This is a genomic window from Shewanella sp. HL-SH8, assembly GCF_051165765.1.
Classification (GTDB): Bacteria; Pseudomonadota; Gammaproteobacteria; order Enterobacterales; family Shewanellaceae; genus Shewanella; species Shewanella glacialimarina.
On record NZ_CP195039.1, the window covers coordinates 338,714 to 352,697 of the forward strand.

A 13,984-nucleotide genomic window follows, 5' to 3' on the forward strand; every position below is an offset into this window, starting at 1 on the left:
GAACATAACAATGCTAAAAAAACCTCCAATCTAAGATCCGGTATATATCCATAAAGTTACCCATCATCAGCTTTATGCATGTCAACTTATCACACCATTTTTACAACCAAGTTACTTTTCTGTCATTATTTGAAACAGATTTTTTGTGTCGTTTTATAGCCATTTGTGCGATAAAGGTTACCAAGCCAGATTTGATGCTAACAAGCCTGACACAAACCACTTTAGATACTGTTGGTTGGCATTAATACTCTTATAATGATAAATAAATGGATCTTGCATGTTCACACAAAAACTTACCCCTATTTATACCGCGATAGCATTATCACTTGGTATTAGCTCAACTAGTTTTGCCACAGAAGATGAAGCAGCGAAATGGCAAGTCAACGCCCCAGAAAATGCCCCATTACAAAAAGTCGACATTAATGTCACTGATGGCACATGGATGAACGTCAATGTATCACCTGACGGCAAAACGATTGTATTTGACCTACTAGGCGATATCTATCAAATGCCTATATCTGGTGGCGAAGCAACCCAACTTGCTAGTGGCATTGCATGGCAAATGCAGCCAGTTTATAGCCCTGATGGAAAATATATTGCGTTCACATCAGATGAAGATGGCGGCGACAACATATGGATAATGAATGCCGATGGCACCAATCCACATCCAGTAACCAGCGAAACATTCCGCCTATTAAACAGCCCAGCCTGGAGTCCTGACTCACAGTATCTAGTTGCTCGTAAACACTTTACCGCAAGTCGAAGCTTAGGTGCTGGCGAAGTGTGGATGTATCATGTTGCTGGAGGTGAAGGCGTTAAGCTGACAGAACGTCCAAATGATCAAAAAGATTTAGGCGAGCCTGCTTACTCACCTGACGGCCGCTATATCTATTTCAGCCAAGATGCGACCCCGGGTAAAACCTTTCATTACTCAAAGGATTCTGTAAAAGGAATTTATAAAATTAAACGCTATGACACCCAAACCGGTGACATTGAAGTATTAATTGAAGGTACCGGCGGTGCTATTCGTCCAACACCAAGCTCTGATGGTAAATCTTTAGCATACATAAAACGCGATGGTTTCCAGTCGACCTTATATTCTCTGGACTTAAAGTCTGGTGAAGAAACAAAGCTGTATGACAAGCTAGATCGTGACATGCAAGAAACCTGGGCTATTCACGGCGTTTACCCAACAATGTCTTGGACCAATGACAATAAAGACATTGTGTTCTGGGCTAACGGTAAAATCAACAAGCTAAACGTGGCTAAAAAAACGCTTAGTGATATTCCCTTTTCTATTAAAACCCAGTTAGACGTACAACCGTCAGTTAGATTTACTCAGAACCTTGATCAAGATAATTTTGATGTAAAAATGCTGCGCATGGCACAGGTCTCACCTGATGGTGAACAAGTAGTCTTTGAAGCATTAGGCAAGTTATGGATCCGCGATATAAAAGATGGAAAACAGAAACGCTTAACTCGTTTAGATAATGATGTTAACGAGCTATTCCCTCAATGGTCACGTGATGGTAAAAACATTGTATTTACCACTTGGAATGACCAAGCCCAAGGTACCGTTAGCATAGTCAGTTCGCGTGGTGGAAAAGCCAAAGTGTTAACTAATGAACCTGGTAAATATGTTGAGCCAACATTCTCTCCTAATGGAGAATATGTGGTTTATCGTAAAGCTAAGGGCGGCTATATGACAGCTCGCACTTGGTCTCAAGAACCTGGTTTATATAAAGTTGATACTAAAGGTAAGAAGAACACCAAGCTATCTGCCAGTGGTTATCAACCACAATTTGGTGCAGATAACGACCGTGTGTACTTTATGGATTACGGCAGCTCGCCGCAACTTTCATCAATTGGCATGAACGGTTTCGAAAAACGTACTCATTACACTAGCGAACATGCGACAGAGTTTCGTATAGCCCCTAATGGCGAGCATCTTGCGTTTGCAGAACGTTTCCGTGTTTATGTCACGCCATTTGCTAAGCATGGTGAAACGATTAACATTGGCCCTAAAGCTAACAATCTACCCGTTACTCAACTCAGTGCCCGTGCCGGCGAAAGCATTAGTTGGAACAATGACAGCAACGAGCTTTATTGGACCCTTGGCCCAGACTTATATCAAGCCAAAGTTGATACTCAGTATGAAAAGTCTGACGCCAAAATTGAGCCCCAAATAACCTCTATTGGCTTTAAACAGGATGCAGATGTTCCACGTGGAACAATCGCTTTTGTTGGCGGTAAAGTCATCACCCTTGAAAATGATCAAGTGATTGAAAATGGTGTGGTGATAGTTAAAGACAATAAAATTGTTGCTGTTGGCGATGCATCGACATCCATTCCATCTGGCGCACAAGTTATCGATATTGCCGGTAAGTCTATTATGCCAGGCCTGTTTGACGCCCATGCACATGGTGGCCAAGCAGATGATGAGATCATTCCACAACAAAACTGGGCACTCTATTCAGGCTTATCATTAGGAGTCACCTCTATCCATGATCCTTCAAATGATACCACTGAGATTTTTGCTGCTGCAGAGCAACAAAAAGCCGGTAACATTGTTGGCCCACGTATATTTTCAACCGGTACGATTCTATATGGCGCTAACGGCCCTGGTTATACCTCACACATTGATTCGTTAGATGATGCTAAATTCCATTTAGAACGCCTTAAAAAAGTCGGTGCTTTTAGCGTAAAAAGCTATAACCAACCAAGACGTAACCAACGTCAGCAAGTAATAGCGGCAGCGCGTGAATTAGAAATGATGGTAGTCCCTGAAGGTGGATCGCTACTTCAACATAACCTCACTATGATTGCTGATGGCCACACAACGGTTGAACACTCATTACCAGTTGCTGCCATTTATAGCGACATCAAACAGTTTTGGAGCCAAACTAAAGTAGCTTACACCCCAACCTTGGTAGTAGCTTACGGTGGTATTTCTGGTGAACATTACTGGTATGATAAAACCGACGTTTGGGCCCATCCACGCTTAAGTATGTATGTTCCGCATGATATTTTAGATGCGCGCTCAATGCGTAGAACCACTGCACCGGATGCACATTACAATCATTTTAATGTCGCACGCGTTGCCAACGAACTAAATGAAATTGGTGTTAAGCCAAACATTGGTGCACATGGACAACGTGAAGGTCTGGCTGCTCATTGGGAAATGTGGATGTTTGCCCAAGGCGGCATGAGTAATATGGATGTATTGAAAACAGCCACCATTAACCCAGCAACCACTTTTGGTATGGATCATCAGCTTGGTACAATCAAGCCAGGTAAACTAGCCGATTTGATTGTTATTGACGGTGACCCACTGACTGACATTCGCAGCACTGATAAAGTAACTTACACTATGGTTAACGGTAAGTTATTTAATTCGGAAACAATGAATGAGTTGAATGGCGATAAGATACAACGTAAGCCGTTTTTCTTTGAAACAAAATAGTGTAGATATAATTCACAGCATTATGTTGTAACAATAAAGGGTGTTCCACGTGGAACACCCTTTTTTATTAAGCGATACTCAAATCGCTCTACATTATTGACGCTTAGACGCGGCACAAAAGCAATCTGTGGTGTGGTCGCCGACCATGCCAACGGCTTGCATAAAAGCATAACAAATTGTTGGGCCAACAAAATTAAAGCCCATCTTCTTCAGCGCCTTTGACATAGCTTCAGATGCTGGCGTTTGCACAGGCACATCTTTAAGCCTTGCAGGATAATTTACCTGTGGCTTACCGTTTACAAAGCCCCATAAGAATTCAGAGAAATCATTGCCCTGCTCAACAAAAGCTAAATACGCTTTGGCATTGCGAATAATGGAATTAACCTTTAATCGATTACGCACTATACCAGGATTAAGTAACAGCTCCTCGACTTTGTCTTGATCAAAGCTGGCGATAATACTCGGTTCAAAATGAGCAAAGCAGGCTTCATAGTTAGCCTGCTTTTTAAGAATGGTTATCCAGGATAATCCCGCTTGCTGACCGTCTAAACACAGTTTAGCAAAAAGCTCTATCGGGTCATAAACAGGCCGCCCCCATACCTCATCATGATATTGTTGATACATAGGGTCTTCACTTACCCAGCCACATCGGTTAACTTGCATGTTATGGTGTCCATTAACAATTTCAGTAATACGTTAAAAAATAACCTACATCTACCTTGTTCTACAAGGTATAATCAATTCCATTTTCTATTAATAGCCTGACAGTAGTAGACATGACGACGAAACATGACGTAAAGACATTCCAGGGTTTCATCCTAACCCTACAAGAATACTGGGCGCAGCAAGGTTGCGCAATTGTTCAACCGCTAGATATGGAAGTGGGCGCTGGAACTTTCCACCCACAAACATTCTTACGCTCGTTAGGGCCAGAGCCAATGAGCAGCGCTTATGTGCAGCCATCACGCCGCCCAACTGACGGACGCTACGGTGACAACCCTAACCGCTTGCAACATTATTACCAGTTCCAAGTGGTATTGAAACCTTCTCCAGATAATATTCAAGAGTTGTACCTTGGCTCACTTGAGGCTTTAGGTATTGATACTCAAGTCCATGACATTCGTTTTGTGGAAGATAACTGGGAATCACCGACTTTAGGTGCTTGGGGTTTAGGCTGGGAAGTCTGGCTAAACGGTATGGAAGTGACTCAGTTTACCTACTTCCAGCAAGTTGGCGGTATAGAGTGTAGTCCTGTTACGGGTGAAATCACTTACGGCTTAGAACGCTTAGCTATGTATATCCAAGAAGTCGACAGTGTCTATGACCTAGTGTGGACCGACGGACCGATGGGACGAGTCACATACGGCGACATTTTCCACCAAAATGAAGTTGAACAGTCCACTTATAACTTTGAACACGCTAATGTTGAAGTGCTATTTAGACAGTTTGATGACTGTGAAAAAGCCTGCCAACTATTATTAGGCTTAGAAAAACCATTACCTCTGCCTGCATACGAACAAGTGATGAAAGCATCGCATGCTTTTAACTTACTTGATGCACGCCATGCTATTTCAGTGACCGAGCGCCAGCGTTATATTTTACGCGTTCGTACCATGGCTAAAGGTGTAGCAGAATCTTATTATAAAGCACGTGAAGCCTTAGGCTTCCCTATGTGTAAGTAGAGGTTATTAGATGAAATTTGAAAACTTACTCATTGAAATTGGTACTGAAGAGTTACCGCCAAAAGCACTACGCACACTTGCGGAATCATTTTTAGCTAACTTTGAAGCTGAACTCACTAAAGCAGACTTGCCTTTTACCGCATCTACTTGGTATGCAGCACCTCGCCGATTAGCCATTAGCATTACTCAGTTAGCGTTAGCGCAAGCGGATAAAGTTGTTGAAAAACGTGGCCCTGCTGTTAGCTCAGCATTTGATGCTGACGGTAATCCAACCAAAGCAGCCCAAGGCTGGGCTCGTGGTAACGGTATTACGGTAGAGCAAGCTGAACGTTTAGTGACAGACAAAGGTGAATGGTTAGTTCATCAAGCCAAAATAGTGGGTGTAGCCACAAGCAGCCTTATTGCTGACATGACTCAACAAGCATTAGATAAGCTGCCTATTCCAAAGCCTATGCGTTGGGGTAATAACAAAACTCAGTTTATTCGCCCTGTTCATACTGTCACCATGTTATTAGGTGCGGAATCTATTTCGGGTGAAGTGTTAGGCATTCAATCTGCACGAACTATTCGTGGCCATCGCTTTATGGGTCAAGCCACATTTGAGCTAGACCATGCAGACAACTACATCACTATGCTAAAAGAACAAGGCAAAGTGATTGCAGATTATCATGCTCGTAAAACCCTGATTAAAGCCGATGCAGAGAAAGCTGCTGCGGTTATTGGTGGTATAGCAGAACTTGAAGATGACTTACTTGAAGAAGTCACCTCATTAGTTGAATGGCCAGTGGTATTAACCGCCAGCTTTGAAGAAAAGTTCTTAAACGTGCCAGCTGAAGCTTTGGTTTACACAATGAAAGGCGATCAGAAGTATTTTCCTGTGTTTGATAACGCAGGCAAGTTACTGCCTAACTTCATCTTTGTCACCAACATTGAATCGAAAGATCCGCAGCAAATTATTTCAGGTAATGAAAAAGTGGTTCGTCCACGTCTTGCTGATGCTGAGTTTTTCTTCAACACAGATAAAAAGCACACCCTAGAGTCTCGTTTAGCCAGCCTAGAAACCGTGGTATTCCAAAAGCAATTAGGCACGTTAAAGCAACGCGTTGAACGTATTTCTGCAATGGCAGGTTTTATCGCTGCACAATTAAATGCCAGCGAAGCTGATGCTAGTCGTGCAGGCTTACTATCAAAAGCAGACTTGATGACCAATATGGTGATGGAGTTTACCGATACCCAAGGCACTATGGGTATGCATTACGCCCGCCTAGATGGTGAGTCAGAAGCAGTTGCTGTTGCTATTGAACAACAATATAAGCCTAAGTTTTCAGGTGATACAGTGCCAACAGATGCGGTATCTTGTGCGGTTGCCTTAGCTGAAAAATTTGACACCCTTGTGGGTATTTTCGGTATTGGCCAAGCCCCTAAGGGAGCAGCAGATCCATTTGCTCTTCGCCGTGCCGCTATTGGTATTTTACGTATTATTGTAGAAAACAATCTACCGTTAGACTTAGTGGAATTAATCGCTCAAGCGCAAACACTTCACGGTGATAGTCTTAGCAATAAAACAACCGCTGATGATGTTCTTGAATTCTTTATGGCCCGCTTCCGTAGCTGGTATCAAGATAAAGGCATTCAAGTTGATGTGATTCTTGCAGTGTTAGCACGCCGCCCAACGCGCCCTGCTGATTTTGATAGTCGTGTTAAAGCGGTATCACACTTCCGCAGTTTAGAGGCATCCACAGCCCTTGCTGCAGCTAATAAGCGAGTGTCTAATATCTTGGCCAAGGTTGAAGGCACACTGCCTGAAACCATTAACCAGAGTTTATTAGTTGAACCGGCAGAAAAAGCTTTAGCGGATAAGTTAATCCAACTGCAACCAGAATTAGCACCGCTATTTGCTAATGCTGATTATCAGCAGGCATTAACCTTGCTAGCCGATTTACGTGAAAGTGTAGACACCTTCTTTGAAGATGTCATGGTGATGGCTGATGATGAAGCACTTAAGAATAACCGCTTAGCGTTACTTAATAGCTTACGTGAGCAATTCTTACATGTTGCAGACATTTCTGTACTGCAATAACGATTAGTTTAAATGTCATTACACAAAAAAGCGCCCTAGGCGCTTTTTTTATGTGTATTCAAATCAGAGTGATTTAAAACTGTAATAATTTTTGATGTAGTTCATCAAAAGACTCGCGGGAAATGTCGACTTGAGCCAATAACTTAATCAGTACTTCTTCTGATATTTTATTCGCTTGTACTAACATAGAACATTCGCTTATCACATTCGCTCGCCAAACCGCTTTTGCTGCACCTGACTTAGGCGGTACATTAGCATTAGCAAGTAAGGATAAATTTTCAGCAAAGGTATTTGGCAATTGCCAATATTTAGCTAATAAAGCACTTAGCGTCAGTGATTTTGAGGTCATGAGCTGACTAAACAATAATGAATTGGGCTGTTCGCCGGGTTCTGCTTGATGAAAAGCATCAATCAACATTTTGAATATAGCAATCTTACCCACATCATGTAATAGGCCTAATAAAAAAGCGCTATCACGCTCACCTTCAACAAGCTCGCTAGATAAAAAAGCCACCTGCATTGAATGACGCCATATTTCAGCGCCAAAACGACGGAAATAAATTGGCTTAATATCTATCATTTCGCGGGCCAAACAAGCCGTTACAAACTGCCTTAATTGTTCACGGCCCAATTGCACTAAAGCTTGTTGTAAATTAGTCACCTCTCTATCAGAACGTTTGAAAGTTGTCGAGTTACATAACTTTAAGACTTCAACACTTAACAAAGGATCCTGTTCTATTAATTGCAAAACGTCTTTAATATCGACGTCTTGATTAGCCAGCTTATTATCTAATTCAACTATTTTACTGGGAAGTTTTAACACATTTTCAGCTATGTCTTTGGGAGAGCTTAACGCAATCTCAATTTTGCCCATCACTTGGCGCTCAAGATTATTGGCTATACCCGTACCTTGCTGTTGCACAGGAAAAAGTAAACTATAAAATAAAGCCGAAACATCAATTGATGACAACTGCTCAGCTTTATTAATCTGCGACTCTACCTGTGTTGCAGTGGCTCGTTCAGCGGCTTTAGCGCGTGATGCTGCTTTAACTTTTTCAGTATTGGACACACCGGTAAACTTAGCTTGTTCTTGATTATCACGAATATTAAACAACTTCTTAAAAAATGTTCTGACCACGGCATTGATCCAAAATGATAATGAATAAAAGGCTCTGACTTAACCATAGCACTCTGCAATAAAAGTCGCAGCTAGATGGCGCTGTTTTATAATTTAGCTCAACAATAAAATCTAGATGAGTTATATTTAATTTACTGATTTCAACAAGCTCACCATAGAACTTTATGTGATACTCATCAACACAAGTCTGTCTTTGGCCTGTTCAATCACCAATCACCCTCAATGGTTAATCGTTATAAGGCGATATACTCGAATAATGAAGTTTACCATAATTAATCTGGGTGCATTCTACCTAAACTATTTGATTTAAGTACAAGTCATATCAAGCCGACACAGAAATATTATGTACGACCATAGCCGCTATATAGCAGGGTTTTAACTGTAATGCTTGCCAGTATAATAAAATCGCAAAGTTAGTGGGTGTTCACTTACTAACAAAAATGGAACCATTAGGTTCCATTTCTTATAACACGTTAATAATTACCCACAACCACGATTAAGCTATTCTACGCTTACCTATTAAAGCCAGTAATAACAGCGATATCCAACCTAAGCTGCCGCCACTGCTGCCACCGGATGGCTCAGTTATTGGTACAGGTAATGGCACAACAGCCGCCTTGACCGTAATAGTGACGCTTGTTGAGGCGCTAGCTTGCAAACTATCCGTTGCTGTCACACTAAACACTAAGCTTGTATCATACGTTGGTGAAACAAATTGCGCAGAGGCTGTATTCGCATTAGTTAGGCTCACTGCAGTACCACCTGTTTGTTGCCATAGGTAACTAATAGCATCATTTTCAGGATCGGAAGCCACTGCGGTTAATGTTACGGTTTCCCCTGCATTTACATCACGGCTGTCACCCACATTAACAATTGGCGCACTATTAAGTCTGTCATTATCAACGAGTGTTACGGTCAGAGTGTCATAACCAAGTAAACTTGATGCTACGCTTGTCAGCTTCACAAGAAACAGTTCATTACCTTCAACGAGAGTATCTTCCTTGGGGGTAATAATAATTTCCTTAGCTTCTGAGTCGCCATCTAACCAGACGAGTTCACCACTTAGGTTACCTTGAAGATCCTCTGTTAACGATGCGGTGCCTTCTATAAACTCATAGTTAACACGCACCTCACCTACACTACCACCAACGCGTAATACCGATACACTTAGTGGATCTGCTCCTTCATTAATAGTGCTTAGTTCGCGCTCAAAACCAAGGGTGCCTGGCTGAGGTACATCTTCGCCAATAGATAACTCATGGTAGCTTGGGCTGGTAATGCCTAAACCGCCCTGGGGATCAAACAAACGGACAAATGCCTTAAGCTCACGGTTTTGACCACTGTCAAAGGTGGTGATAACAATTTGCTTGTGCGTAAGGTCATTGGCCTCCCAACTTAACCGCCCTGTTTGAGCCTCAAAATCACGCCCTTGCTTTGCACTTGCCTCTAGGGTTTCATAACCCACATCAACAACACCTTCGCCTTGCGGACGTTGCACATTAACAGTAATCACATCTCCCGCTAGTGCAGATGATGTTGTTGAACTAAAGCTCGCATTACCCTGAATCTGGCTTTGCGTCTTATCTCGCAGAATATACAAACCACTATTGATATCGCTAGCAATCACTAAACCAGATGGCAAGTAAGGGTAAACGCCCCAAACGCCGTTAAACGCATTACTGTCTGACGCTGGAAAGGTATCAAAGTAACCTACCTCTTTAGGGTCATCTGGCTGACTAATGTCTAAAATAGTCACGCCACGTTGATAATTGGACATGTAATATCGATTTCCACGAACATAGCCATTATGATCTATCGCCTTAGTCGGTCCAGACCATACTTTAACTAAACTAGGAGCATCTAGATTATCAACATTAAAAACCCGTAATGTAGTATTAAGTCCGGCTCTTTGTTCATCTAATTCATCGTGGACAAACACATAACGTTTATCCTCGCTCCACCAGCCTGAATGAACATATTCAGCTTTAGCATAGCTAACTTCTGACAATGACTTACTCTGTGAGGGGTTGGTAATATTCCAAAGGCGCATGCTGTTTTCATTAAAATCTAATAAAACCGTGCATATGGCCGTTTGACAGCTGGCTTGTGCTCTAGCATCGTCAACTACCATAGAACTGGCATCATGAGTGTAATCATCACGCGTGGCACCGCTATGACTAAAACTAGCACTTAAGCGACCAGGGTTTGTTAGGGAATAACTCTTAAAGGCACCACCAGCACTACTTTGACCTACAATATGAAGGTTGGGTGTTAAACCACTTAACGCGGTATTGGTAGTATAATCAAGATTACTGATATACACATTGTGCGCCGCTCCTTCAGCTGAATCAGTTGCTAGTCGAGTGATAGAGGTCGGCAACTGGCTTAAATCAATAATTTGAATCTTATCTGAGCCTTCTGATGTCACGTAGGCATTGGCTTTCCAGCGAGAAGTTAAGGTGTCAAACCATTGATAAACTTTAATATCGCGCCAACTGGTATTGCTACCAGAAACAGTACCAATTTCAACCGGATTAGCAGGATCGGCCAGACTCACTACGGCGGTACCATTGGTTAATCCAATAATGGCATATTCTGTACCGGTATTAAGATCTACATGGCCCCAAATATCATTGGCAGCCGAAGGTTTGGAAGAAAAGCTACCAAGGGAAACATGGGATACTAAATCGATGGCATCACAGTTAAAGCCACCCGCCTTACCACCTGTACACTCCTGACTTGAATGGTCTTGCTGTAACGCTTGATGCTCTTTTAACATCTCATCAAGCTGACTGCCATACTGTCCTATACCATCACTTATTACCCTAAAACCACGATCGTGTAAGCTAGATGCAAACTCTAATGGTACACCTGCCAAAACAGTATTATTAAGCTGTGGCGCCTGGGAAAGATAATGATCAAAACGATTAAATCCCCCCATAACAGGCACGATTTCACTGGTCAGCAAGAAGAGTTCATCGATATCTTGAATTTGATAATAACCATCAGCAACCAATACACGATCGCCCTTATTAGCGTGAGTCACTGCATAAGCAATTGTTTTACAGGGGCGCAATGCGTTATCACATAAGCCCTTATCTTGACCCGTCTCACTGACAAATCTTGCTTTATCATGCTCTGAATGCGCCAGTGCGGAAGTATTAACAAAACAACTAAGAGACAATAAACCTACAAGTTTAAGGCCACTCTTACATAAATAAGGGAACGTCATAATGAACTCCGTTTTTGTTCCAGTGGTTAAAATCAAGGAGAAATCAGTGCTTTTTGAGGGTTTATTTTGTAGGATACAGAAAAGCAACACATAAACAACAATAAGATAACATGCCATCATTTATTTATATTACTTCCCTTAGCACCCATTTTAGACGGTTAAAAAAATCCTTAGCGTTAAGCCCTGCACATCTATGGATATGGCCTTTAATATGCTTACTTGTCGCTTGTAGTGACGGTTCTGAAGCGCAATCAGCACAAAACAAGTCATTAAGAGTTATATTGATGTGGCATGACAAAACAGTAACGTGCAACGAGCCTCTATTAGCACAGTGGCATTTAGCACAACTCCAATTTTACTTAAGTAACTTTACCCTTAACGGTCACCCCATCACGCTCAAGACAGATGCCGATTTGGAGACATTAAGCCATCAACAGAAACACTTATTGTTATTAGGGGGAGATTGCCAAGGTAAGGAAAATTGGACAATTGATTTTGAAAAACCATTGACACCGGGCTTAATGGGTTTTGAATTGGGTGTGCCATTTAAGCTTAATCACAGTAATCCACTTAAAGCGCAACCGCCACTTAATCAAAGTGATATGTTTTGGACATGGCAACAAGGGCATAAATTTTTACGATTGGATTTGAATAAAACTAACCAGCCAAACTCAGCAGTTACCACTAATCAGACAACGGCAAACATACCTTTAGCTAGTCTGCAAACCGGCTGGCAATTTCATTTAGGCTCTATAGGTTGCCAATCAGCAAGTGTAATGCGTGCACCTTTAAAGGCTTGCCGCTACCCCAATAGAGCCAAAGTCGAATTAGCTTATCAAGGGGAGCAAAAGCTAATATTAGACTTAGCTCCTCTACTAACGACTGTACTTAATGATGACAAACTCTCGCAACAGGCTTGTATGTCTGATCCACAAAGCCTAAGTTGCCAGCCTCTGTTTAACGCTTTAGGGATAAACATTGCGAGTGAAGCAGCTTTAACACTCAAACCTCTGGATCGCGAGATATCTGATACCCCTAAAATGTGGCGATTTAATTAATGCAGATTAACCGACCCAGTAAACCTCAATGGCTGGCCACCATGGCACTTGCGCTGTTAATGCTGCTCGCATTGGGCTGTGGGCAAGAAAGTCACCAACAAAATGATAATCAGGCAGAATCTGCTAGCAAAGTCAGCCAATATGAATGGCCAATACCAGAAGGGTTCCCAAAGCCTGAAGTGCCTGCCGACAACCCAATGACACAGGCCAAGGTCACGTTAGGCCGTTATTTATTTTATGACACTCGCCTGTCTGCCAATCAAACGCAAAGCTGCGCCAGTTGCCATGTACAATCCAAAGCCTTTACCGAAACACTCAAGGTTTCCATAGGCAGTACAGGGCAAGCGCACACTCGTAATGCGCCAGCCTTAGTCAATATTGCCTACAACAAAACCCTCACCTGGGCCCACGACGGTCTAACTCATATAGAGGATCAGGTTTTACTGCCCCTGTTTAGTGAGCAGCCAGTAGAAATGGGGCTCGCGGGTAAAGAAGCATTAATACTCGCACGATTTACCCAAGCGCCCTACCCAGCACTATTTGAGCAAGCTTTCGGCCAACAAGCTAACGGTGTTGACTTTATACAGATAACTCAAGCTTTAGCGAGTTTTGTAAGAAGCTTAGTATCCTTAAACTCACCCTTTGATGCTTACGCCTACAATGAGCAAGACGATGCCCTGAATGAAGCCCAACTGGCGGGAATGGCGCTATTCTTCTCAGAAAAACTTGAGTGCCATCATTGCCATGGCGGCTTTAACTTTACCCAATCCACCAGCCACGAAAAGCAACCACTAGACAGACGCCCTTTCCACAATACCGGCTTATATTACACTGAACGTACTGGGTTAGTTGGCACATCATTAGCCAGTAATAGTTTGGCTGACACGGCATTGACACCAGTACAGCAAAATAGCCAGCTAGGTTACCCTCAAAAGGATACTGGTCTAGCTCAAGTCAGTGGTAAAGCTATCGATGACGGTCGTTTTAGGGCCCCAAGCTTAAGAAATATCAGCCTAACTGCGCCTTATATGCATGATGGTAGTGTGGTAAGTTTATCTGAAGTGATAGATATTTATGCTGCTGGTGGCCGTAATATTACAGCAGGAGAACACCAAGGAGATGGACGACAAAACCCATTAAAAAGTCCGTTCATTAAAGGCTTTGAAATAAGTGAAGCGGAAAAACGACAATTATTGGCTTTTTTAGCGAGTTTGACTGATGAACAGTTCATCACCAATACAGATTTAAGCGACCCCTGGGTTAAAATCAAACCGTAAAAAATACCCACAAAAAAGGAAAGCCTAAGCTTTCCTTTTTTATCATTACGTTTA

The 13,984-nt window shown here is 42.3% G+C and carries 8 protein-coding genes; 5 read left to right on the top strand and 3 right to left on the bottom strand.

Annotated features, from left to right (window positions below):
* Positions 1-277: 277 nt before the first annotated feature.
* Entirely contained in the window at positions 278-3,463 is a 3,186-nt protein-coding gene (locus ACRWQN_RS01480) for an amidohydrolase family protein (protein ID WP_434939548.1), read from the top strand.
* Positions 3,464-3,556: 93 nt separating this feature from the next.
* Here the strand turns inward: ACRWQN_RS01480 and ACRWQN_RS01485 are convergent, their stop codons facing one another.
* Positions 3,557-4,126: a DNA-3-methyladenine glycosylase I gene (locus ACRWQN_RS01485; protein ID WP_434939549.1), complete on the bottom strand. Its 570-nt coding sequence runs from the start codon at positions 4,124-4,126 to the stop codon at positions 3,557-3,559.
* Positions 4,127-4,239: 113 nt separating this feature from the next.
* On the opposite strand from ACRWQN_RS01485, the gene glyQ reads away from it, so the two are divergent.
* The gene (glyQ, locus tag ACRWQN_RS01490; protein WP_235087217.1) at positions 4,240-5,145 is read left to right on the top strand and encodes a glycine--tRNA ligase subunit alpha; all 906 of its coding nucleotides are present in this window, start codon (positions 4,240-4,242) and stop codon (positions 5,143-5,145) included.
* Between the two features lie 10 nt (positions 5,146-5,155).
* Complete coding sequence (gene glyS / locus ACRWQN_RS01495; RefSeq protein WP_434939550.1) at positions 5,156-7,225, top strand: glycine--tRNA ligase subunit beta; 2,070 nt, start codon at positions 5,156-5,158, stop codon at positions 7,223-7,225.
* Between the two features lie 73 nt (positions 7,226-7,298).
* On the opposite strand, the gene ACRWQN_RS01500 is transcribed toward glyS, so the two are convergent.
* A complete protein-coding gene (locus ACRWQN_RS01500; protein ID WP_434939551.1) occupies positions 7,299-8,363 on the bottom strand; it encodes an HDOD domain-containing protein in 1,065 nt (354 codons plus the stop codon).
* Positions 8,364-8,859: 496 nt separating this feature from the next.
* On the bottom strand, positions 8,860-11,595 hold the full coding sequence (locus tag ACRWQN_RS01505) for a choice-of-anchor B family protein (RefSeq protein ID WP_434939552.1): 2,736 nt from the start codon (positions 11,593-11,595) through the stop codon (positions 8,860-8,862).
* Positions 11,596-11,705: 110 nt separating this feature from the next.
* On the opposite strand from ACRWQN_RS01505, the gene ACRWQN_RS01510 reads away from it, so the two are divergent.
* Together ACRWQN_RS01510 and ACRWQN_RS01515 are read left to right on the top strand one after the other, a co-directional pair.
* The gene (locus ACRWQN_RS01510) at positions 11,706-12,653 is read left to right on the top strand and encodes an MbnP family copper-binding protein (RefSeq protein ID WP_434939554.1); all 948 of its coding nucleotides are present in this window, start codon (positions 11,706-11,708) and stop codon (positions 12,651-12,653) included.
* Positions 12,653-13,930: an MbnH family di-heme enzyme gene (locus tag ACRWQN_RS01515; RefSeq protein WP_434939555.1), complete on the top strand. Its 1,278-nt coding sequence runs from the start codon at positions 12,653-12,655 to the stop codon at positions 13,928-13,930. Before ACRWQN_RS01510 ends, ACRWQN_RS01515 begins: the two co-directional genes overlap by 1 nt.
* Positions 13,931-13,984: the final 54 nt, after the last annotated feature.